The organism is Gluconobacter cerinus (genome assembly GCF_002723935.1).
Lineage (GTDB): Bacteria > Pseudomonadota > Alphaproteobacteria > Acetobacterales > Acetobacteraceae > Gluconobacter > Gluconobacter cerinus.
Genome location: NZ_BEWM01000001.1, coordinates 62,547 through 85,381, shown reverse-complemented (window position 1 = coordinate 85,381; position 22,835 = coordinate 62,547). Strand labels below are relative to the sequence as shown.

Here is a 22,835-nt window from a genome sequence, read left to right as displayed (position 1 = left end):
TCTTACTTCACAGGGTTCAGAGATGAACTCTGCACACCGCGCGTTTGGGTGCTGTACGGCTTCGAGGTGTCGTAATTGCTGGGGTAGGGGCTGCTGCTTACGGGATCGATATCCGTTGACGTGCTCCCCTGAGAGGCTGGAGCCGTTGCGCTTGTTGAGCGGGCCGTGGATGCCGTTGGTAGTTTCGCAATGTTCATCATCATGCGACGAAGCGGATCGGCAGACGGATTGTTGACGCGCATCGTCACGATAATGTCTTCAGGACCAACAGCCTGATTGTAGTAAGCGCGGTTTGCGCCGCTATCCACTGTCAGCTTGGAGCCACCAAGGGCTGCGCCCGCATAAAGGCCCTGAGCTTTCTGTGCCGCATAGATGTCCGTATTCTTTGCGCCGGCCGTGCTGCTTTCAACACCAGTTCCGATCGTGGCGAAAGAGGCGGATGCTGTCGCATCAAACTTGAACTGGCTATCCAGCAGGGCCTGAATGCCGCGCTGGGACATGATGAAGAAAATCATCTCGGAGTTCTGGACGCCAACCTGAACACCCAGAGACCCCGTGCTCAGACGGTAGAATGCTGGATCAGACCATGACCCACGCGCATCGCGGCTCATGAGGACGCAGCGACCGCCAGAGCCTCCCAGACCGAAAGACATGTTCAGAACAGACGGGCACACCATGACGGCTTTGGCTTCCGCCAGAAGCTGCTGTGAGCGGGATGTCGAGGTTGTTTTGGCAAACAGGTCCTGAACAGCCAGCGTCGCTTTATCTACAACGATCTGTTGTTCGCTTGCTGTCGTGGTGGTTGTGCCAGAACACGCAGCGAGCGTTGCACACCCTGTGGCGGCAAGAACGGTCGAACGCAGGAGACCGGACAGGGTCATAAAACTTACCTTCTGCTAACGGCAAAAATAGATCTCCCCGCACTATGCGTGAAATGAGGCCAAATCACGAGTGCGGGGTAACAGGTCTTGTCAGATTTCCACCTTCACGGCGTTTGACAGGATTTGCGCAATGCCCGGTGCAGCCGCAAGGATAGTGGCTCCCCCTGTCAGGCCGCCCGTCTGAAGGAACGGAGAGACAGTAGCGCCAGCTTCTTCCAGAATGATCAGTGCTGCGGCCACATCCCAAAGCTGGATCACGATTTCCAGGTAACCATCGCTGCGGCCACATGCGACGTCCGCCAGTGCCAAGGCCCCGGAACCACCTGAACGCGGCATGGCGCCCAGAGACATGATGGCACCGATTTTTTCTCCAAACAGTTCGGTCGACACCCGGCAGGACCATCCCATTTCGATCATGGCCTCCTGCGGGTTGCTGATAGGGGAGGCTTTGATGGGTTTTCCGTTCAGGAAGGCGCCTTTGCCTTTCTGAGCAGTGAAAACTTCATTGAGGGCTGGAGCCTCAATAACGCCAGCAACGGGTACATTGCCCTCAAGCAGACCCAGCGACACACACCACCGGTCCCGACCGCGTGCAAAATTGGAGGTTCCATCAATCGGGTCCACGACCCAACGGAACTGCCCCTCACGCGTCAGACCGCCTTCTTCGCCCTGAAAACCATCTTCCGGGAAGAGTTCCTGAATCCGACGGCTGACGAGGGCTTCAACGGCTCCGTCTGCTTCCGTCAGATAGTCTTGGCGGCCTTTAAGGGTGCCAGTCGGGCCCCCAGGCTGAGGGCGCATGGAAAGGGCGAGGGCCGCTGCGTCCCGGACGACACTGCGGGCGGCTTCAAGACGGACGGCAATAGGGTCAAAACTCATGGACATATCCTATTCTGTGCGGCGTGCTGCGCGCAGGGAGGCAGTGATGGCCGGATCCTCAAGAGACATGAGGCGACTGGCGGCGATGGTAGCAAACAGGTGCAGAATTGTCCGCCGACGTGCCGGTGCGATCCGGTGTTCTGCGGGGTCACGAATGATGGCGCATTCAGCTACCACACTGTGGAAGAGGCTACTGGGCACCATGCTGAGACTGACAGTGATAATGCCAACGTCCGGAGGCAGAACGTCTAGCGGAAAGCCATCATCGACGGCAAAGTACAGCCTGTCCGACCAGTTCCTGTAATCCGGCCATTTCTGATCTGTCTGGAAATCGCGGAGTCCGGATTTGATCTCAATGCAGGACAGGCTGTGATCCGGCAGGAGGGCCATCACGTCTGCGCGACGTCCGGCCGAGGGAAGAGCAAATTCGTTGATTGCTGCCCAGCCCATGGCGCGACATAGCCCCAAAACAGCACGCCGGATGGCAAACTGTCGTTCAGGGAAACCAGGTGGGATCTCGGAAAGGACCGAACTCATGGTTCCATATTGCCCGGATCTGCGCTTTACGTCTGCCCCTGTTCGCGTTTTTCAAGGAGAGTCGGCATGCCGTTTCTACGCACGGACCACTGGCGTTGCGCCATTATCCACGCTCCTCTGGCGGACCTGATCCGAGCGGGTAGCCTCAATGGGTTTGAGGTGACGACCCTGCCGGATATCGGAGATCATCGTTTTCTGGCCGATCCTTTTGGTCTCTGGCGGGACGGAAAGCTGCATATTTTTGCGGAAGCCTTCGACTACCGAGCCCCCAAAGGCACCATTGATGTTCTGGTCTATGACCGGACGGGAAAGCTGATTCAGCAACAGCCTGTCCTGCGTGAAGACTGGCATCTGTCCTACCCATACGTCTTTGAGCATGGCGGGGAGACGTACATGCTGCCCGAGGCCAGTGCTTCAGGCCGCCTGACCCTGTATCGGGCCAAAGCTTTTCCGTTGGAATGGGAAAAGGTCGAAGCATTTGATTTCCGAGAGGCCGCGATTGACGCCACGCCGTTCCATTATGCCGAGCGTTGGTGGATGTTCTGGACGCCCGCAGGCACGCGAGACGAGCGACAAAGCGCTCTGCACATCTCCGTAGCAGATAGTCTTACGGGGCCGTGGACACATCTCGGGCTGTTTTTGAGTGACCGTGCGGGAGCGCGTCCGGGTGGCACTCCGGTTGTTGTCGATGGAGAGCTCTTCCTTCCCACGCAAGACTGCCGTGACACTTATGGCCAAGGCATTCGTCTGCTGAAAATTGAAGGGCTTGAGCGCGGGTTGCCGAAAGTGACACCAAGTGATGTGCTGGATGCGCCTGCCGTGCTGCGCCGTCGTTTTCCGGACGGTTTCCACACGCTCTCAGCCGCTGGTCAAGTGACGCTTGTTGACGTCAAGCGTGTTGGAATTGGCCCACGTCGGGATTTTATGAATGTGAAGCGTCGTCTGGGGCTGGGTTAAAGCCAGGAATTCTGTCCAGAACGGCATTTCCCTGACGTAGAAACGCCGTCGGGCCGAACCGCTCCAGAACGCGTTCCCGGGAGAGGCGCCCCATGGGTTTGAGCTTTCCCGGAGTCATGATGAGTTCAGCAATCGCACTGGCCAGAACCGGGGCGTTGTTGAACGGGACCACAAGACCGGAATGCCCGTCTTCCATGGTGTGGGGGATTTCGCCCGCCGGCGTGGCAATTACGGGCAGCGCGCAGGCCATGGCCTCATGGGCGGCAACGCACATGCCCTCCCACTGGGACGGCTGAACATACAGATGCAGCGTCGACAAAAATTCGAACGGCTTGTCGCAATGTCCGAGAAAATCGACCGGGAGTTTTTTCTCCCTGGCGATCTGCTCCAGTGCTTCTTTTTCTGGGCCGTCTCCGGCTAAGGACAGTCGATAGGGGGGAAGGTCCGGGTGGTCACGGAGCAGATCCAGTGCTTCGAAAAGCAGGTCATACCCCTTTACGGCGTGCAGTCGGCCAAGACTTCCGATACGGACGGTCTGTCCTTTGCGCCAGGCCTTTGCTGTGGGGCTGTGAGGATTGGCCCGGAAAATTGGCCAGGAAAGAACGCGGTTCCGTAGTCCCAGACTTTTGCGGGCAAAATCCTCAACCGTAGGAGAGTCTGCAATCCATAGCTTCGCATTCCGGCACAAAAGCCGGAGCAGGAGGCTGTTGGCGGACTTCAACCGGGCAGAATGCTGCCAGTGGACTGCCGGGACACCAAGCCTGTTGGCTGCGCGCTGGCCGAGAAGCGTAGCTCGGGTCAGGGATGTCCAGATCAGATCCGGCTGAAATGCGTCCATTTCATCGCGCAGCCAGCGCCAGGCCGCTAAATGGTCTTTGTTGCCGCCGGATCTTACGCGAACCTCAATGCCGTGGCTCTCCAGAACGGGAATGGCAAGGCCATCACGCTTTTCGAGGCTGAAAACTGTGACTTCGCCACCTCGCTGCTGGAGAACGGAGACAATGTCCGGAATGGGTAGCTGTGCGCCACCGCATTCGAGCGAGTTGATGACGTAGGCAATTTTCATGAAGACCGTTGTGCCAGAAGCTGTTCAGCGAGTGTCAGGTCAGAAGGCTTATCGACATCTACGGCGGCCTGACCGTCAGAAAGCGGCACGAGACGTATTTTCGCCCCCGTCAGAACTTCGATCCGACGACACAGAGCGGTGGAATCCAGGCGGCCTGTCAGGGCCCGAAGAAGTGTTCCGAATCCAAGTGTTCGAGCCATTTTCAGGGGCCGCTTGCGGTCCTTCTGAAGCCGCTTCCACAGTTCGACTACTTCCGCAGCCTGAGGCGTGCCCATCCAGAAAAGATTACATCCGGAAAAGCTCATATCTGCGAGGCGAATATAGGTTCGCTTCGTGGTCGGGACGTCTCGCTCTACAGTTTCCCGAAGAGCGACGCCCACGGCAAGATCACATCCAGCCGTTTTACCAAGAAATTCTGAAATCCATTCTGGACGCAGCAGCGCGTGATCAGCCGTTGTCACCAGGCAGGGCGTCCCAACCTTGCTGAGAGCTTCAGCAACGCTTTCGCTGGGAGAAGGTGCCGATTGGAGAACGTGGGCCTCGCCGGAAATATCCCGAATACGGTCTGGTGCTTCGATGCTGACCGTAATCGGCCCGAGAGCAGGCATGCTCTCCAGCACGCGCAGGACGCGCCCCAGCATCGGTTGGCCGCCGACCGGAAGGAGCGCTTTGTGCGAGACCTTCCCAAGTTGTGCCAGAACATCACGCTCACCGTCACGAGAACCAGCGAGTACGAGAACGGGAAGGCTCACGCTGTGCGGCTGTTGTCGGAGGAAGAGCGTGCCCCATCAGGACGATCTTTTGGCGGAGCGCCTGTAAGGTTCATGACCCAGGGATAGCGCTTGGCTTCATCCAGATCGTAGCCGAGATTGAAGACGTGCTGGCTGCGTGCGCGGTCACGGGCTTCACGGTAGAAACTGCCAAAAAATCGGTCTGGCACGTAGTTTGTAATCCCGTAATTGCCATTTTCATCATGGAAATGATGAAGAACATGAAGTTGCTTGATCCGGGCAACCCACTTCCAGCGCGGCTTGTAGGCCAGATGCTGGATGCAGTGAAAAAACTCATAGATGCATGTCATCACAAGGGCTGTGGACAGGGCGCAGAATGCCCCGCTCCAGCCGCAGATCAGGTATCCGATCGGCATGGTGATGATGCCCATGGTCGGGACGGTGTTCAGGGGGGATCCAAACAGCACATCCAGCAGATGGGGGTCCTGATGATGATCGAAGTGGATGCGCTTCCAGAGCGAAGCGGTCCAGTGGTTCCGGTATAGCCAGCGTCCATGCAGGATGAAGCGATGGATCATGTACCAGGCCAGCGGATACACCACGATCACGACAGGAACGGGTATTAGCGTTGTTAGCAGGCTATGGGAGAAGTGAAGTGCTCCGAAAGCTGCTGCAACGATCAGTACGAAATACAGAAGGATGGTAGGGTAGGTGAGATAGGCAATCCACAACTGAGGCAGCGACATCTTTCCGAGATCGAAGCTGCGCCCCGTCCGGAGGGACGACATGTTCTGCCATGGTTTGGACTTGCTCATCTTTCCTCCATCCTCAGGACCCAGGTCAGCCCAAGAAGGGCGCCCAGAAGTGGGCCCGCACAGGCCGCCAGTGGCGCGGCAAGCGTTCCAGCATTGCCCAGTGCGGAAATCATTCCCTGCAGGATCACGAAGCCCATTCCCGCGGCCAGCACATAGACCGGAAGCGGGTTTCGAAGTCCTGCCCGAGGGGGGATATAGATCACTGGTAGCGCTAATAAAAGCATTACTGCGACCTGAAACGGAAGAATAATACCACTGAAGAGTGCCATGCGGTACGTTGCACGGGGAAGACTGGCAGGGGCACCTTTGTGGAGGATGGCCCCGATCTGACTTGGGGTCACGGCAGCGTTATCTTCCGATAACGTCATGATCATTGATGGTGTCGCCGGAATGGCAAAATTATTGTCGCCACCAGTGATTTTTACAAAAGCGCCATTATCCGTCAGCGTGAGATCCTGCGCTCCGGTCGGGTGCCAGTCCTTGCCGTCATATGTCAGGGTCGCGGCGTGCTCGGTCCCTGTCAGAAGGCCACCCGGGTCCCGGTGATAAATAGTAACATCCCGCAGGAACGCCCCACCGTGCGCAAACTGGCCGATACGGACAAGAGTTGGCCCTGCACGAAACCAGAGAATACGCTTTGAGGGGGTGTCGGGCTTCGCTGCATCAGGGTCCGTTTTGTTCCACCATGTTGCAAGCGCATTTTCGCACGGGGGGATGAGCCAGTATTGCATGGCTGTTCCGGTAAAACCCACAATCAGGATGGCTGGCAGAAAGCGCTTGTAGAGATTGATCGTGGAAAGTCCGGCTGCACGAAGGGCTGACATTTCCGATGACAGCGTCATCTGCATCAGGAGGAACAGTGCTCCGACCATGAATGCCAGAGGCATGATCTCGACGCTGAGCGCAGGAAGATGCAGCAGTGCAAATGTCAGGATGCCCTTGAAGCCCAGATTCCGGTTGAGAATGGGCGTCGTTTTTTCAAGGAGCGCAAGGATCTCAAGCAGCGAGACCAGCACGCCACCACAGAGCATAAAGCGCCCCAGAAGTGCACGGTTCAGATAACGATACAGAACATAGTGTGGTGCGTGGGCGGTCATGACGGGCGAACCAGTTTGCGGCGTTTCCAGGAACCGCGCGACCGGCGCAGCAGAGTGGCGGGACAGCCAATGCAGAAGAGCGCTTCCGGCACCCAGATGGCAAGCCAGATGGGAAGGCGGCCCGTCGCAGCCAGGCTATGTCCAAACATGAGCATCTGGTCAAACCCGACAAGAATGCCCGAAACCGCAATCAATCCCCACACCGACTTTCTACGCCGTGAGCCAATGGCCAGCGCTACGGCCAGGGGGGGGATAAACGGGATGGCAAGGGCATGTGCGATGCGGAAATCGATTTCTGCACGAAGCGTCCGATATTCGATGCCCGGTACGCCATAACGAAGATCATGTGCGAGTTCGAAAAGCGTCAGCTCCCGTTCGTCAATTCCACGAGAGCGAAAGGTCGTCTCTTTTGCAGGATGATCAATGACGCGAACGACATGCGAGAAATGCGTGACCGTCGGTTTGTGATTAGCGGCTCCGGGGAAGGGATCGTCGACGATTTCACCGTCCCAGAGATCCATCTGGGTGCTGCGGGTTTTATCTGAAATTGTGAGCATGCCGCGGCGGGCGGTGATGATGTGAGCAAGACCATTCTTGTTCACTTCCCGGATGAAGACACGCCTCATGTGGGTGCCGCCGTGACTGACGCTGTCTGCCGTCATCACTGCCGTATCAGACGTGGACGCGAACATTCCTGCCTGAAGATGCGGTGCCCAGCCTGTATGAGCCGCGAAATAGAAGCCGGCCCGATAATCGTAGCGCGCAACCGGCTGAATATAGCCGTAGAGCAGCACACTTACGGCCCCCAGCAGCAGACCCACAATCATGAAGGGCCGACTGATCCGCAGCAGAGACACACGTCCAGCTTGAAGTGCATCAATCTCGTTATTGTCGCTCATTCCATGGATGGTGAGAAAAACCGAGATGCAGAGCGCGGCTGGAAGAGCGATCCCGAAATAATGCGGCAGAAGATCTGTCAGCAGCGCGATGCAGGTCGCAAGGGAGCTTCCGGCTGAGGCCAGATAATCGAACAGGACGAGCAGGCGTTCCAGAAGGAGCGCCACGAGCATCGCAAAGAGGGCGATAACGAACGGTGGCATCATCTGCCACAGTAGATATCTGTCCAGAATGGAGGCGCGCTGCTTCATGCCTGCGTACCTTGCGGTCGGAACCAGGAGGCCTGTTCCGTAATGCTCCCATCCGGCCGGTGTCGGGCAAGATCAATCGTCCAACCGCTTTTTCGGGGGCGAATAGTCAGATGATTCCAGCAGGCCTGTCGATGAGCACGTTTGTCTGTCAGGGATGCAGAGGCGACCCCAAGAAGCGGTATTTCAGTTCCGGCGATGTGTGTCAGGGTCGCGTCATGGGAGTGCCCATGGAGAACGATTTCAGCACCAGTTCTTTGAAGAAGCTTTGCCACGGCGGGATGATCGAGCAGCGACTTCCGCCATGGCACCAGCCCTTTTCGGGGGGGATGATGGATCATGACAACACGACAGAGTTCGGCATCGCCCAGTTGCGTCAGCAGAGCTTCCAGTCGGGCAAGCTGTTTGTGGCCAACCCGGCCATAAGCCATGAACGGTGGGGTTGGGATGCCCGAGTTCACACCGATAATGGCAACGCCGTTGTGGATGCGGGCGTACGGATAAGTCGCCCCAGACCATTTCTCCCATTGCAGGATCCCCTTTTCAGGGGACTGACGGATCATGCAATCATGATTGCCCGGAATGACCAATGTCTGCGCCGGGAGCTTTTCCAGCCATTCGGCAGCCAGGGTGAACTCTGCTGGCGTGCCGAAGTTCGTCAGGTCTCCGCTGACAAGAATGGCATCAACGTTGGCTCTGGCAATATCCTGTACAATTTCCATGCATATAGCCGCCAGGTGAACGTGCCGACGATGCTTTTTCCACGAAATGAGACTGAGAGCCCGCTTGTTCAGAGCTTCCCACCAGCGAACCGGAGGAGGTGGGAGGTGAGGGTCCGAGAGATGGGCCAGAACGACGGCGCACGTCTCCCGCTGAGAAGACGTTTCTGCGGGGAGATCATGGGGCATGGAGGAAATGAAGCCTTGTCAGTCTTTCTGCCGGAAGGGGAAGCTCGCATTCTGGCCGAAACATCATAGCCGTGCTAGACCCGCCCGCATAGCTCCGAACAAAAACGAAGAATTCCCCCTATAGTGCGATTTGCCCTTATTCATAATGCTCGCAGCCGTAAGAACCGGCGCGGCGGTTCCGTATTCGCTACGGAGGCCAAGGCGCTTCTCGGAGAGAATTTCGTTCCATCAGACAGTCGTGAAGGGATGACCGAACATGTTCATTACCTTTGCAGGCAGGGAGTCCGAACCATTGCCATTGATGGTGGGGACGGAACAATCAGCGCTGCGCTGACAGCCATTGCGCGTGCATATCCAGCAGATCGCCTTCCCGATATCGCCGTAATCGCATCAGGGAACACCAATCTCATTGCTGGGGATATCGGGTTCGGGCTGAGGGAGATGGAGGCTATCAATCGCTTGCAACAAGGGGCTGCAATGCGATCGAGCACACGCACACCCATTTGTCTTTCTTGGCCAGACACAGACCGCAAGCCAGTGCTCGGATTGTTTGGAGGGTGTACGGGCTATGCGCGCGCTGTTCGTACGGCGCATTCCCCAGCAGTCGTCAGGTTTGCCCCCCATGATCTGGCTGTAGGCTTTACGCTCTTCAGCACCGTTGTCAGTCTCCTTTTCCGTAAAAGTCGCAAGAGCTGGTTGGAGGGGGAGCCTCTACGGGTTGAAACATCTGGCCACGCTTATGACGGGAACAGCTTCATGTTTCTTTCAACGGGACTATCCCGGCTTTCTCATGGAATCTGGCCGTTCTGGGATGCGGAACCGAATGTGGAAGGTCTGCGATATCTTGATGTCAGCGCCTACCCGGAAAACCTTGCCCGTGCGACGGCTGCGCTTCTGTGTGGACGTGCGCCCCGGTGGCTGCGGCGTCATCCTGACTATGTGAGTGGCCGAACAGACGACATGATGCTTGAAACAAGAAGTGACTTTGTCCTGGACGGAGAGGTTTTTACACCCTCAGAGAGCGGGCGTATTCGACTTGAACGTGGGCCAGCCTTCCGTTTCCTCCATGCCTGATGCACTTGAAAAAATTCTCATTGAAGAGCTGACAACGCCGGTTGATGAGAGCGCTGTAGCTTTCGCCGATGCTCTGGCTCGTGCTTTCCCACGTCCGCCTCTGGGTGTTCTGTTTTATGGTTCGGTGCTCCGCGCAGCAGACCCGGACGGTATTCTCGATTTTTATATCGTGACGGAAAGCTCAAAGGATTTTACGGGCAGTATGGTTGCTCGTACCGGCAACCTGCTTCTTCCTCCAAATGTCCGTTACGCCGAATTCAAAGACGGTCATCGCACGTTGCGCGCAAAGATTGCGGTATTGTCGCGGGAGCAGTTCGAAGACCGTACGTCACTTGGCGCGCTCGATACGACACTATGGGCACGGTTTTGTCAGCCTGTACGTCTCGTGTGGGTTCGAGACGAGCATGCAGCGGATATGTTGCTGGACTTGCTGGCGCGGTGTGTGACGACTGCGTCCTGCTGGGCTGCCCTCCTGGGTGCGCCGCACATGACGGCGCTTGAATACTGGCGGACCCTTTTTGCCCACACTTATGCTTCAGAATTGCGTGTTGAGAAGAAGGGGCGCGGCAATAGTTTGCTTGCTGGCCAAGAGGCGCGGTTCAGTAGCATGCTGACCCTGGGATGGGCGCGAGCGCATCTTGGTTATTCTGCAGTGGGCGAAATGCTTGAGCCGACCGTGTCGCCGACTTTGCGCAAACGGGCAGCACGGCGCTGGGCGCTTGTTGGGACGTCAGGCAAGCCTCGAAACGTAGCGCGGCTCGTGAAAGCGGCGTTTACTTTTGAAAACGGTGCGTCTTATCTGGCGTGGAAAATCAAGCGTCATACAGGGCTTGATCTGGCCCTCTCTGAGTTTGAGCGGCGACATCCCTTGCTCACTTTGCCTGCGTTGCTTTTACGTATGAAACGTTTGCGCAAAGCCGCCTGACGTTATTTCTCAGGATAAAGCCCATAAAAAAGGGGACTGTCTGGAACAGTCCCCTTTTTGCGCTTTAAACGACGCCGTACTCAGTCTCGGAAATGCTCGGCAACCTGCTTGAAGACGGCTGTTGCCTGATCAATTTCTTCAGGGCTGTGAGCAGCCATAACCGAGCAGCGCAACAGCGGACGGTTGTCAGGTGTTGCGGGCGGGAGAGACAGATTAACGTAAACGCCGTTTTCAAGAAGGGCATTCCAGAACCCGACAGCCTGAGGCACCGTTTCAAGCGTCACAGCAACCACCGGCGAAACATGTTCGCCGGTCTGTAGGCCTGCGGCCTTCAATCCGGCATGAAGACGTGCAGCATTGTCCTGGAGGCGGGTGCGAAGTTCTGGATGTGCAACCATATCATCAAGAGCAGCCAGCGTTGCCGCGATGATCTCCGGGGGGAGGGAGGCTGTGAACATATACGGGCGAGAGCAGAGGCGCATCAGATCAACGCCATCATGATCCGTGACGCAATATCCGCCCACTGTTCCGAGCGACTTTGAGAAGGTTCCGACTACGAAGTCGATGCCGTCTTCACAGCCCTGGAGTTCTGCAACCCCACGACCGTTTTCACCTAGCACGCCAAAGGAATGTGCTTCATCAGCCATCAGGTAGGCGCCGTGGCGCTTCTTGATTTCGACAAACTTGTCCAGCGGGGCAACGTTCCCCGTCATGGAATAGATGCCTTCCGCGATGATCAGCTTGGCGCCAGGATGATCGCTCAGGCGTGCAAGGCGCTTCTCAAGATCGACCGGGTCATTGTGGCGGAAGCGGATGACCTGCGCACCAGACAGTTTTGCACCGTCATAAATGCTGGCATGGCTGTCTGCATCCAGAAGCAGCACATCGTCCTTGTTAACCAGCGCAGAAATTGTGCCGAGGTTGGCCTGATATCCCGTAGAGAACACCATGCAGTGCTTGCGGCCGAAGAAAGAAGCGAGGCGCTCTTCCAGCTTGCGATGCAGGCCGAAGGTGCCATTGGCAATCCGGGAGCCCGTTGTGCCGACGCCCATTGTGCGGGCTGTCTCAATCGCGGCTTCCGCTGCGTGCCCTGACTGGCTGAGGCCCAGATAATTGTTGGTTCCGAACAGAAGCGTCTCACGCCCCTCAATCAGACCGACCGTGGCTGAGAGCGGGCGTTCAATCACGACCTCGAACGGGTTGCGTGGCGAAACTGCCGTCAATCCGTCATAGGCTGCCCGGAGGGCGGCGTGTTTTGCAAAGATATCAATCACGCGTGGCTTGCCTTCAGTGTATGAAGGCAGGCAGCCAGATCGTTGATGGTGCGGATATCTGCCAGCTTGTCGAGCGGGACAGACACGTCCAGCTCATCTTCAATTTCCATGACGAAGTTCATGACGGCGAGGCTGTCAAAAGCCAGATCTTCGACGATCTTGCTGTTGCCATTGATGTCCCGTGGCACTTTCGGGTTGGCAAGCAGCTTTTCTATGATCATTCCGGAGATGCCGGCGACGCTGTCAGTCATGGAATTGAACTCTCGGTCTTACTATGCAGTTTGTGAGCGCTTTATGCGTCAAAGCACGTCTGTTCGCCACCCCCTCCCTGAGCAGGGAGAGGAAAAGCGGTCAGGTGTGTCCGTCAGGCTGCGGAGTTGGTTGGCTCGGTCTGCAGATCGAACTGACCTGACAGAAGCATTGTCTTGGCGCGGGCACGCGTCAGCTTGCCGGAAGACGTCTGTGGAAGGGTGCGGGGCGGAACCAGAATAACCTGCACGTCCACACCATGCTGACGGCGGAACAGGCTCGTGACTTCATCACGGAGCGTGTTGCGGCTTTCTTCTTCGGTTGCACGGCACTGAACAAGTGCGACGATATTCTCGCCTGTTTCCGTTTCCAGTGAGAAGACTGCGACATCGCGGGACCGCAGTGTGCTGATCTCGCTCTCGGCAGACCATTCCAGATCCTGCGGCCAGATATTCCGGCCGTTGATGATGATAAGGTCCTTGGCGCGGCCCGTTACGACAATCTGGCCGTTCAGGTGGTAGCCAAGATCGCCAGTGTTCAGCCAGCCATCAGCATCGAGAACGGCTTCCGTCTCTTCCGGACGGCGGAAATAGCCACACATGAGGCTTGGTCCACGGACGAAAACACAGCCAACATGGCGCTCAGGCTGAATGTTACCGAGCGGGTCACGGACTTCAATCTCGTGCTCAGGAAGGGCTTCACCGCAAAGCACAAAAGTGCGGAGCGCGTGAGAGGGATCATTGGAAGGCTGTGCGAGGCCGTCTTTTTCCAGCGTGCGCAGATCGATCGTGTCGGTCTGAATGCCGGTGTTGAGCGGGGCAAAGCTGATGGCCAGGGTTGCTTCGGCCATACCGTAGCTGGCAACGAACGCGCGGGCATCAAATCCATTGGATTCAAAACGCTCGGCAAAGCCTTCGAGGATATGGTGGCGGATCATGTCGCCGCCGATCCCCGCAATGCGCCAGCAGGAGAGGTCCAGATCCGCCTGGCCACTGCGACGCGAACATAGCTCGTAGCCAAAAGAGGGGCTGTAGGCGATTGTGCCGCGATTGCGCGAAATCAGGTCCAGCCACACATGGGGGCGACGTGCGAATTCGCGGGTCGGCAGCAGATCAACCGTCAACTGGCATGTCAGGGGAGTCAGGAAAAACCCGACCAGGCCCATATCATGGTAGAGTGGTAGCCAGGACACGCAGCGATCATCGCGTGGATCTTCTGCGGCATAAACCTTGAGACCGTCACGGGCAATCGCGCGTGCGTTGGCCATTCCGGCGGCCTGAGTGACAGAAACGCCCATTGGGAAACGCGTGCTGCCAGATGAAAACTGGAGGTAGGACAGATTTTCGGATTTGATTTCCGGAAGCTCTACATTGGCTTCAGCATGACGGTAGAGGTCAGCGGGGGAGCCGCCAAAAACCAGATCCAGACCCTCAACGATCTCCGATGTCCAGCTTCCGATTACGTCCGGAACCACAACAGCACGTGCTGCAGCGCTCTGAATCATGCCACGGAGGGTGGAAACATATCCTTCACGTCCGCCAAAAGCGACAGGAAGCGGCAGCGGAGCTGGAACGAGCCCTGCATACTGGCAACCGAAGAAGATACGGGCAAAGTCACCATCGCTTTCTGCGACGATGGCCACCCGGTCTCCTGCTGCCAGTCCAAGGCCAAGCAGACGCTGGGCCATGGAAATTGCCTGTTCGCGGAGCGTTCGATACGGCAAGGCTTCCAGCAGTTGCCCGCGGCCAGAGTAGATATTGAATCCACTCTCGCCCTGGGCTGCATAGTCCAGGGCTGCGGCAAAGCTCGTGAAGTCCCCGTACCGTCTGGTCAGGCCAGAGCGGCTCGGCGTCGGAGCGGAGAGAAGAGTTGGGTTCTGGGTGTCCTCGGTCAAACCTAGACTAGCTCCATTAGGATCGCCGGACATCAGGCGGCCTTGTGTAGAAAGTTAACTATGGCGTCCGCTGCGGCGGGTGCCGTGGGCTGTTCGCCCAAAGTTTCGAAAGTCTCTAGTACATATTGGCGCTGGGTCTCAAGAAAACGTGAGTGTGTGTCGAACGCCTTCATGATTTCCTGTCCAGGATTGGCAATATTATCCGTCACCGGGCCAAGCGTCCAAGACTGATAATTGGGGTTATCCTGCCAGGCTGCTTCGTGAGCGTTGAGAAACAGGCATGGGCGTGGTCGTATCATGAATTCTGCCACCTGACTGCTGACATCCCCGAGATAGAGATCTGCGCCCATGGTATAGGTCATGTCGATACTTCGTTCGCTCCCTGGGTCGATTAGCATATGGGACAGACCCGCATATTCTCGTCTGAGGGCTTCTCCTTCCGGGCGATGGTTATCAAACAGCCGGAAATGAGGAGCAAAGATCAGATTGTACTGATCCTGTGCTGCAAAAAAATCAAGCAGCTTCTTGCCCATCATGCGCCATGACGAGAAACGCTGCACGAAATGCGGATTATACAGGATTGTCGGGCGACCGTTATTAAAAAGCGGTGGTCGACGTGCATGCATCCGGCGAACCAGATCAAACTTTGCATATGTGCCACGGTGATAGAAGCCAGGACGGATGATGCCTTTTTCCAGCATCCGCTCTTCGACTTTACGGCCGGGAACCAGAAGATAATCAAATTTTCTGAGATGCTTGGCAAAGCCGATGGCACGATCTCCGGCCCCATGACCCGTCCAGATCATACGGGGGGTACGAACGCCCATGTGTCGAAGCTGAAGAGAGGTTGCTTCAGGAACGATGATGGCATCGAAGCCCTTGAAATACTTCCGGGAGAAAAACAGCCCCATGAGGCGGTCAAGGACTCGTAGCCCCTGTGCTTCAATCCGATGCCGAAGTGCATCTGAAATCGGAAGCAGGTCAAACTGAACGCGAGACTCCGGATAAAGCGTAGCCAACGAACGCGCGAGTTCGAGATGACTTGCTGTCAGGCACGCAATATGGACCGCGACTTCTGGATGTCGGGCTGACATTTCCAGTGCGATTGGTAGAGCGTGTAGCGTCTGGTGTCGCTGGGCGATTAAGGGAAAGACGACTTTCATGGCTGGGAAATCGTGCGCAGAGAGGGCTGACGAAGAACCAGAAGAAGCTGAAGTCCGATCAGGAGCATGACCCCGCAGAGTGTAATGGGGCCAACGCCATCGAGACCGTATCTGCGGACAACGAGAACAAGCCCCGGAAAAAATACAAGAAAGTCCAGGAAACGCGCAGATGTCGCAGCGCCCGAGCGGTCTGTTGTGAACAGGAGGGGTTCGAGCGGAAGGCCCCAGACAGCAACAACTTCCGCTGCAAGAAGCCAGAGTGTGACTGGCATCGTCTGCGTTGCACCTGTTGGGCCGATATAAAGCTGCAAAAGGGGGCGGCCTGCCAGAAGGGTCAAGGCAAGCAGAACTGTCCCGATCCCACCGGCGGCAAGAGCCACCTGAATGGTCAGGCGGTAAAGCTTTGTTGTCGCGCGATCACGCCAAAGGCGTGCCATTTCCGGGTATACAGTTGTTTGAATCAGGGCGGCTGGCTTGGCGATCCCTGCGGCAATCTGGCTGGCTACCCGATAATACCCGGCACCTGCGGGGCCAACGAACGCTCCCACTACAAGCGTTCCAATATGCCCGAAAGTCAGAGCTAGGGCAGAATTGAGGTTTGTGGAGAGCGCAAAGCGCCTGATACCGAGATGGGTTCGAAAGAAATGCCCATTCAGCAGGTCAGGGATCAGATCGCGTAGTTCTTTTGTAAGGCCACGCATCAGATCTCGGCGGATCAACTCCCGGACGGCCATAAACCCGAGTGTTGCCCAGGCTGCAAATTCGGCGAACATCCACACGAACGCCAATGCTGGTACGGACGCGCCTTTTAGGGTGAGGAAAAAAGTACCCACGACGCGAACGAAAGTGGCGACGACGCCCTGAATGGAAATCAGATCATATCTGTTGAAGATGCGCAGAAGACCTGTGGGGGTGGCGGATGCCATGAACAGGATCGACAGGCAGAATATTGTTCCTGTCTGGTGAATTTCTGGCGGCCAGCCCAGCATTTTCATAGCAAAGATACTGATGAACAGGCCGCCAGAAAACCCAAGAAACCCTCCAAGACCATCCAGCAGAAAACTGAACGCTATGACGCGCTGGAACCCTTTCCGGTCTCCGTCCGTCAGCGGGCGAAGGCCATATTTCAGCACTGTCTGCCAGGACTGGAAATCGACCAGATCGCCCATGGTACGCGCGAAGGCGTACATCATGGCGATGAGACCAAAGCCATAACTTCCAAGGAAATGTGTCGCCATCCAGATATGGAGGAGGCTCAGGGGCGCATTCACGACACGTCCTCCAAGCAACACACCAACATTGCTCATGACGCGTCGGACACCGGCCACTTTCGGGAGTTGTAAAGGCGGTTCTTCGGCCGACATCAGGCGCAGGAAACTTTCATGGTTGTCAAATCGTTGTCACAAATCTGCTTCACACATAGGGTCTCAAGAGAAAATCTAAACTCACATTTTATGACCAAACGTTGCATTCACCTCCACGGAGGGATGAACATGAGCCGTTCTGGGACGAGACCTGCACGTGAAAACTTTGCAGAATTGCAAGGATCTCAACTGTTTGAAGGCAAGCTCGCGTTCTGTGTCAGTGTGTAATCCAACTTTCGCGCACATCTTTGGGACGGCAGTGCCAAGAAGGGGTGAGGAGCGATTTTAGAGCGATTTTCGAAGGGACAACCCGATAGTCCGCCCCATGGGATCCATGAAGGCAGGCTGGTATCCAGCCGGTGTGGCGCCGGTTCCGTTATGAACGTGAATGCGGTTGTTCGAGACATTATCTAGCGACAACATGATTCTAAAATTCTGAGCCCACTCGCTGTGTTTCCAGCGGGGGACGTCTCCCAAAGTGACGAAAACCGAAAAATCCAGGGTTGCGAGGCTACTGAAATACAGGCTGCCTGCGGACGTGCTGCCCAGAGTTGATGTGCCTGACTGCCACTTACCGTCCAGCCTGATGCCAATACCGTTTCGATAAGCTCCTGCCTGAAGTTCCACTTCATGACGGGGTTTGCCGCCAAGACCACCTATCGTTCCGCCGTTTAGGAGGTCTATCGCTGGGAGGCCGGATCGTAATCTTACGGTATCGTTCAACCGCCAGACCTGGGTCAGGACAACGTAATACCGACCCTGCGTGGTATTGCCTGGCCGTCCTTTATGGTGCGCTTTGTCAGGCTCATTTCCGAAGGGACGTGACAGCGAGAAAGTGGTGTTCCATTCTGTCCGCTTCTCATAGTCGGCGTTGACTGGCCTTAAATCCACACGTTCCAGAACGCCGTCAGCATCTCGTTGGTAGTTATCCGGGAAAGCATCCTGAATGGCTGCGGTGGCAGTGGGTAGAGACAGAACCGGATTGTGTGTGTTGTCATGCACGTAATTGATGTGCAGTCGTGATCCGTCCAGAAACGGAGGGGACAGGATGGCACCAAGACTGATTTCATGTCGATCGGCTGACCGCAGGTTCCGGTTGCCGCCAGATACAGTCGTGACCTGAACGGACTCTCCACGCACATAGTCATATGTTGTGACGTTCGGAGTTTCGATTGTGGGCGCCACAAGGGAGGAGGCTGCGGGTGCTTCTGTCTGTTCAGTGATGGAGAGCGGCAGTTGGATCCATGTGAGAGGCGCCCATGTGACGCCCCCACCGACTGTTCCCAATGTTCCGAAGTGGGACACCTCGCTGACCGCACCGTTCACATTGGCATCCAGCTTTTCAAGAAAAGACAGAAAGTGGTTCTTTCGGCTTGCGATCGGAAGGTCGCCGTTGATCCGAATTGTACCAATATCTCGGCTGATGGCCGCACGAGATGTCACGGTATTGACGGTGGATACAGCGTTTTGCTGGCTGAGTGTTCCCGTGGCTGCAATGCTGGTGGAGGCATCTCCAGCAGGAAGTGTGAAAACCGAACCGGAGAGCAGTCCGCTGATCTGACCCTGATTACTTGTGGTGCGACCGTGATTGACGAGGCGCGTGCCTAACCAGGCTGGAGACACTGTTGTCCATGGGGCGAAAGAAAGGTCGTTGGAATTCAGGGCTGCCTGGGCCGTTGTGAGCGACAGCCCAGTCTGGCTGTTCGTGACTGTTTGAGTGTAATCGTAGCTGCCCTTGGCATTCCACTTCCAGTCCCCGAGATCGCCATTAAAATTAAGGCCGGCGTGCCCTGTTTCGGTGTGTGCGGTCTGTTGAAGCGGGCCGATGTTTCCAAAGCTGCGGAAAAGCTGAACAGCCTGGGTAAATGGTGAATAGAAACTTCCGCCAGGCAGCGTGAGTACCCCATGCGGTAGCCCCTGCAGACTGATTTGATCCTGATGATCAAAACTCACATTGAGAGACGAGCTGATATTTTCAGTGATACGATCAGCGTAAACCCCGTTCAGGTTCAATTCGTGCTTGCGCGGCTGAAGCGTATACGCTGAGGCATTCGTGCTGGTATTGGGATTGTTCGCGTAGGGGAGAATGTCGTCCAGCGTTGCGGCCTGCCCGAAAGGCAAGGATGGGCTCCCTGCCGTAGTGACTGTCTGTCCGGACAGAGCATCAAGGGCCGGGTCCAGGCTGGTACCATCTGACGTACTGAGGTTGCCCTGTGTGGCATAGAGTGAGTTTGCCGCCGGGGGAGCCACGTTGCGCTGGCTGTCTCTCAGCCATGAACTGGCCGTATAACGAGCGCTGAGGTTGATGCGCCGTTCGTCTTGCAAGCGCGTGAAGCTGAGGGAAAGAGCGCCATTTTCTCCACCCCCATCCGTGGATGTTTCGCCATATACGCGCGCACGAACGGACCGGAAGTGCTTAACGGTGATGATGTTGACGACGCGCTGATCTGCCGCATAGCCATAACGGAGAGCTTCTTCTTCCGTGAAAATTTCTACCCGTGCAATTGCTTCAAAGGGAAGGTCATTAACCTCCTGAAGGCCGGAAATTCGTTTGCCGTTTAGGAGAACAACGGGAGCATTTCCTGTTGCTCCCCGTCCAGAGCGTGTCTCAGGCGAAATGGTGCTCAACAGATCCGTTACGGTATCAACGCCATAGGATTTAATCTCATCTGCGCTGATGTGCATGAGTGGTTTTGGCGCACCAATGACGGCTCCTTCCGGTTTATGGCCGGTAACAACGATATGCTCCGTTGTGGATGTCGTGCTGCCGGATACGTTGGATGGGGTTGTGCCCGTCGTATTGGTACTTTGTGCCCAGGCTGAGCCGCAGGAGAGGGCGGCGCTGAAACCGCAACACGTCAGTTTTCTGAGATTTAATCGGGAGCGGGTAGCGGCTGGAGTGCCAGAATGGTGGCTGGTCATGCTGAGGCCTGCCGATCTCCCGGAATTGCAAGTTTATGAGCCCCGTTTGTGTCTGGAGCAGCGAAGGATTGTCAGGTCATTCCCTGACGCAGAAACCATACTGGGGTATTTTTGGGGAAACTGTTTCTTTTTGTCGAGAAACAAAATTCTCCGAAACACTCAGCTTGAGTTCAGACTTTCTCAGCGTTTCGCATGGTTTCACTGTCAATGACGTCGCGGATCGCACGGGTTAATGCTGAATGGTCGGTATAGCGGCGGCCATAAGTCAGATTGAATTCATGGTCGAAGTCTGGCGGGTTGATGCCAGTATTATGCTGGGAAATGGTTTCGAGTTTGTCGAAAGCCTTTGCCATCCTGGCCTCAGGGCTGGAGGCATTTTCGTACTCATCCCAAAGCTCAAGAAACTCTTCTTTCAAATGCTCGGGAAGAGGGGCCATCACAGTCAGGAGATCTTCACGCTCCTGCTGGGACTTGTTGCTGGAAGCTTCAACGGAAATGGCTGGAATATCGCCATGGATGGCTTCGCCCAAGTCATGGAGAATACAGATCTTAAGGAGGCGCAGCAGGTCGATGCCTTCAAGCTGGTCAGCGAAGGTCATGACAAGAAGGCATAGACCCCAGGTGTGTTCGGCGGTGCTTTCAGCTTGACCACCTAGAGTAAAAGCGCGGCGGAGCACATCTTTGAGCTTGGAGGCTTCGCGGAGAAAATCGAGACGCTTCTTGATCTCGTGTGTGATCATCAAAATAGGTCCTGACGATTGGAAATTTGAGGCCAAAGTCAGGCCTGATCCTGAGAGATGGCGTCCTGTCACATCACCAGTGCGTAAAGCACCAGATATCCGGCGATCACGAGCAAAACCAGAATTCCAAGAAGGATTGGAAAACCCATACCGTTCTGGATCGATTTGATCGCCTTGACGATAAATTCAGCCATCATGTCGCGCTCCTGGGGCGAGTGCAGGCGAACGGTTGTCCTACAGTCGTACGAAATTATATGCGAAAATGGTTAAAATGGTAACTCCCCGTCCGTGCAGGACAGAAATGCAAGTCGGTCTTCAAGGGCTTGCCGCGTCACAACAGGGAAACTGTCGCCGGAAAGCAGCCATATTTCCTGAATAGAAATCTTATCGGTTCAGTCTTTCAAAAGGATTTTCCCATGAAGCGTCTTGCAATGATGGTGCTGGGTTTTGCCATGATGGCACCCCTGATGGCGTGCTACGGGCCATACGATCATGGACGGGGACATCATCATCACGAAGGCCGAGGCGGACCTTACGTTGGCGGCGGCGGAGGGTACGGGCACCGCTGACCTTTACTGTTTACAGAGAAGCCTGAACTCAAAGCAGTTTGGGTTTTTCTGAGGGCATCCTGTCTTTGCCTGTTCGGGGTGGGCGTGTAGGGAAGAGAAACGGCGTTCCGTTCTGGAACTGTTATTCTGAACGCACATGGATATAGAGATGCCCGCATCCGGGGTTGAGACAGGCTGGTTTCCCATTTCCCTTCGTCTGGAGGGCGCACGTGTATTGCTGGTTGGCGGCGGCGAAGTTGCTGTCAACAAAGGCAGGCTTTTGCTCGATCATGGTGCGCAGATCGAGATTGTTGCGGAAGCCCTGAATGCCGTTGTTCAGGAGTGGGTGGATGCGGGATTGGCGCGGCATGTAGGCGGTCGCGTTGACGCTGATATTTTACAGACTGTCATGCCGGGGTGTCGTCTGGTCTATGCGGCAACAGACGATCGGAGCGTCAATCGCGTAGTGGCGGCTCTTGCTGACACGTTAAATATTCCAGTCTGTGCTGTTGATGATCCGGAGCCGTCCACCTTCATTACGCCTGCTCAGGTTCGGCGTGGGGCTGTACGTGTTGCAATTTCAACCGCTGGCGGAGCACCGGTTCTGGCGCGTCGACTGCGGGAACAAATTGAAAGCTGGATGCCGCATGGGACGGGGCAACTCGCCGCGTATATGCAGTCCCGCCGGGCGCGGGTGTCCGCACAATATCCTGCAGTGCAGGATCGGAAACGGATCTGGGAAGATTTTCTGGACGGAGCAGGCGCAGAAGCTGCACTGGCAGGCGATGAGGTTCGGGCTGACAGTGTGCTTGATGTGCTCCTGTCGGCACAGCGGGCTGCTGGCGAGGTCTGGCTTGTGGGGGCCGGGCCCGGCGACCCCGATCTTCTGACATTGAAGGCCCTCCACTTCATGCAGAATGCTGACGTGGTGCTTTACGATAATCTGTTACCCAAAGTGTTGCTCGAACGTGTTCGACGTGACGCGGAGCTGATTTTTGTGGGCAAGCAGCGTAATCGCCACGCGATGCCACAGTCCGAAATCAACAGCGAGATGGTCCGTCACGCGAAAGCCGGTCAGCGTGTTCTGCGTCTGAAAGGGGGCGATCCGTTCATCTTCGGGCGCGGTGGCGAGGAAATTGAATCCCTGGTGGACGCGGGAGTGTCTTTTCGTGTTGTGCCGGGCATTACCGCCGCCAGTGGATGTGCGTCCTACGCAGGTATTCCCCTGACACACAGGGATTGTGCTCAGGCGTGTCTGTTTGTGACAGGGCACGCACGGGCGGATGGCGTGCTGGATCTGCCTTGGGATGACATGGCGGATCGCCGTCAGACTGTCGTTATCTATATGGGAATTTCGACGTTACCAGCTCTGATGGCGGGTCTGGTAAAAAATGGCCTGCCGTCAGACTGGCCAGCAGCCATTGTGGAACGGGGAACCCAGCCCGGGCAACGTGTGTTGACGGGAACACTCGGAACAATGGCGGCTCAGGCCGCAGAAGCACAGGTTTCTTCACCCGCGCTTGTGATTGTGGGTGAGGTCGTTCGTCATCGCGTTGTTTCACCCTAGAATAAAGAGCTGCGCGTAAGATGCATGGCTCCTGTTCTTAAAAAACGCCTTTTTTCAATAGGCTGCTCTGTGAAAGGTCTTACAACCGCCTGAACTGGA

The 22,835-nt window shown here is 56.2% G+C and carries 22 protein-coding genes; 5 read left to right on the top strand and 17 right to left on the bottom strand.

What is annotated here, in order from left to right; genetic code table 11:
• Positions 1-2 precede the first annotated feature (2 nt).
• The 3 genes from GCE01_RS00385 to GCE01_RS00375 all read right to left on the bottom strand — a co-directional run bounded on the left by GCE01_RS00385 (position 3) and on the right by GCE01_RS00375 (position 2,297).
• Positions 3-881, bottom strand: a complete 879-nt coding sequence (locus tag GCE01_RS00385; RefSeq protein WP_046899537.1) for a lipid-binding SYLF domain-containing protein — start codon at positions 879-881, stop codon at positions 3-5.
• A 90-nt stretch (positions 882-971) separates the two neighbouring features.
• A complete protein-coding gene (locus GCE01_RS00380) occupies positions 972-1,760 on the bottom strand; it encodes an inositol monophosphatase family protein (RefSeq protein ID WP_064274201.1) in 789 nt (262 codons plus the stop codon).
• A 9-nt stretch (positions 1,761-1,769) separates the two neighbouring features.
• Positions 1,770-2,297 carry an MmcB family DNA repair protein gene (locus GCE01_RS00375; protein ID WP_099210190.1) on the bottom strand — a complete coding sequence of 176 codons (528 nt, stop codon included), beginning with the start codon at positions 2,295-2,297 and terminating at the stop codon, positions 1,770-1,772.
• Positions 2,298-2,363: 66 nt separating this feature from the next.
• On the opposite strand from GCE01_RS00375, the gene GCE01_RS00370 reads away from it, so the two are divergent.
• The gene (locus GCE01_RS00370) at positions 2,364-3,254 is read left to right on the top strand and encodes a glucosamine inositolphosphorylceramide transferase family protein (protein WP_099210188.1); all 891 of its coding nucleotides are present in this window, start codon (positions 2,364-2,366) and stop codon (positions 3,252-3,254) included.
• Here GCE01_RS00370 and GCE01_RS00365 read toward each other — a convergent pair.
• Genes GCE01_RS00365 through GCE01_RS00340 form a run of 6 tightly spaced genes read right to left on the bottom strand, consistent with a single transcriptional unit; the run spans position 3,220 to position 9,016 of the window.
• Positions 3,220-4,320: a glycosyltransferase gene (locus GCE01_RS00365; protein ID WP_099210186.1), complete on the bottom strand. Its 1,101-nt coding sequence runs from the start codon at positions 4,318-4,320 to the stop codon at positions 3,220-3,222. The two genes, GCE01_RS00370 and GCE01_RS00365, sit on opposite strands and share 35 nt — an antisense overlap.
• Positions 4,317-5,072 carry a nucleotidyltransferase family protein gene (locus tag GCE01_RS00360; protein ID WP_099210184.1) on the bottom strand — a complete coding sequence of 252 codons (756 nt, stop codon included), beginning with the start codon at positions 5,070-5,072 and terminating at the stop codon, positions 4,317-4,319. The genes GCE01_RS00365 and GCE01_RS00360 overlap by 4 nt, the downstream gene beginning before the upstream one ends.
• Positions 5,069-5,866: a sterol desaturase family protein gene (locus GCE01_RS00355; RefSeq protein WP_099210182.1), complete on the bottom strand. Its 798-nt coding sequence runs from the start codon at positions 5,864-5,866 to the stop codon at positions 5,069-5,071. The genes GCE01_RS00360 and GCE01_RS00355 overlap by 4 nt, the downstream gene beginning before the upstream one ends.
• Complete coding sequence (locus tag GCE01_RS00350; protein WP_086634109.1) at positions 5,863-6,963, bottom strand: LptF/LptG family permease; 1,101 nt, start codon at positions 6,961-6,963, stop codon at positions 5,863-5,865. The genes GCE01_RS00355 and GCE01_RS00350 overlap by 4 nt, the downstream gene beginning before the upstream one ends.
• Positions 6,960-8,111, bottom strand: coding sequence for an LptF/LptG family permease (locus GCE01_RS00345; RefSeq protein ID WP_046899531.1), 1,152 nt, complete (start codon positions 8,109-8,111; stop codon positions 6,960-6,962). The genes GCE01_RS00350 and GCE01_RS00345 overlap by 4 nt, the downstream gene beginning before the upstream one ends.
• A complete protein-coding gene (locus GCE01_RS00340) occupies positions 8,108-9,016 on the bottom strand; it encodes a metallophosphoesterase family protein (RefSeq protein ID WP_099210180.1) in 909 nt (302 codons plus the stop codon). Before GCE01_RS00340 ends, GCE01_RS00345 begins: the two co-directional genes overlap by 4 nt.
• A gap of 123 nt (positions 9,017-9,139) precedes the next feature.
• Here GCE01_RS00340 and GCE01_RS00335 point away from each other — a divergent pair, with 123 nt between their 5' ends.
• Both GCE01_RS00335 and GCE01_RS00330 read left to right on the top strand, forming a co-directional pair.
• Positions 9,140-10,090 (top strand): diacylglycerol/lipid kinase family protein, encoded by a 951-nt coding sequence (locus GCE01_RS00335; protein WP_099210178.1) that lies wholly within the window; start codon positions 9,140-9,142, stop codon positions 10,088-10,090.
• Positions 10,083-11,015: a hypothetical protein gene (locus tag GCE01_RS00330; protein ID WP_099211070.1), complete on the top strand. Its 933-nt coding sequence runs from the start codon at positions 10,083-10,085 to the stop codon at positions 11,013-11,015. Before GCE01_RS00335 ends, GCE01_RS00330 begins: the two co-directional genes overlap by 8 nt.
• A gap of 80 nt (positions 11,016-11,095) precedes the next feature.
• Here GCE01_RS00330 and spt read toward each other — a convergent pair whose 3' ends face one another.
• From spt to GCE01_RS17325, 8 genes are all read right to left on the bottom strand, one after another.
• Positions 11,096-12,289 (bottom strand): serine palmitoyltransferase, encoded by a 1,194-nt coding sequence (spt, locus tag GCE01_RS00325; RefSeq protein WP_086634113.1) that lies wholly within the window; start codon positions 12,287-12,289, stop codon positions 11,096-11,098.
• On the bottom strand, positions 12,286-12,540 hold the full coding sequence (locus GCE01_RS00320) for an acyl carrier protein (protein WP_046899528.1): 255 nt from the start codon (positions 12,538-12,540) through the stop codon (positions 12,286-12,288). Before GCE01_RS00320 ends, spt begins: the two co-directional genes overlap by 4 nt.
• A gap of 113 nt (positions 12,541-12,653) precedes the next feature.
• Positions 12,654-14,465: a fatty acyl-AMP ligase gene (locus GCE01_RS00315; RefSeq protein WP_174694758.1), complete on the bottom strand. Its 1,812-nt coding sequence runs from the start codon at positions 14,463-14,465 to the stop codon at positions 12,654-12,656.
• Positions 14,465-15,595 (bottom strand): hypothetical protein, encoded by a 1,131-nt coding sequence (locus GCE01_RS00310; RefSeq protein WP_099210174.1) that lies wholly within the window; start codon positions 15,593-15,595, stop codon positions 14,465-14,467. Before GCE01_RS00310 ends, GCE01_RS00315 begins: the two co-directional genes overlap by 1 nt.
• Positions 15,592-16,959 (bottom strand): lipopolysaccharide biosynthesis protein, encoded by a 1,368-nt coding sequence (locus tag GCE01_RS00305; protein ID WP_099210172.1) that lies wholly within the window; start codon positions 16,957-16,959, stop codon positions 15,592-15,594. The genes GCE01_RS00310 and GCE01_RS00305 overlap by 4 nt, the downstream gene beginning before the upstream one ends.
• Before the next feature lie 285 nt (positions 16,960-17,244).
• Entirely contained in the window at positions 17,245-19,881 is a 2,637-nt protein-coding gene (locus tag GCE01_RS00300) for a TonB-dependent receptor (RefSeq protein WP_099210170.1), read from the bottom strand.
• Positions 19,882-20,051: 170 nt separating this feature from the next.
• On the bottom strand, positions 20,052-20,621 hold the full coding sequence (locus tag GCE01_RS00295) for an HD domain-containing protein (RefSeq protein ID WP_099210168.1): 570 nt from the start codon (positions 20,619-20,621) through the stop codon (positions 20,052-20,054).
• Between the two features lie 68 nt (positions 20,622-20,689).
• A complete protein-coding gene (locus GCE01_RS17325) occupies positions 20,690-20,818 on the bottom strand; it encodes a hypothetical protein (RefSeq protein WP_256445572.1) in 129 nt (42 codons plus the stop codon).
• A gap of 219 nt (positions 20,819-21,037) precedes the next feature.
• On the opposite strand from GCE01_RS17325, the gene GCE01_RS16765 reads away from it, so the two are divergent.
• Both GCE01_RS16765 and cysG read left to right on the top strand, forming a co-directional pair.
• Complete coding sequence (locus GCE01_RS16765; RefSeq protein WP_167386096.1) at positions 21,038-21,190, top strand: hypothetical protein; 153 nt, start codon at positions 21,038-21,040, stop codon at positions 21,188-21,190.
• Between the two features lie 148 nt (positions 21,191-21,338).
• Positions 21,339-22,736, top strand: coding sequence for a siroheme synthase CysG (gene cysG, locus GCE01_RS00285; RefSeq protein WP_244591031.1), 1,398 nt, complete (start codon positions 21,339-21,341; stop codon positions 22,734-22,736).
• Positions 22,737-22,835: the final 99 nt, after the last annotated feature.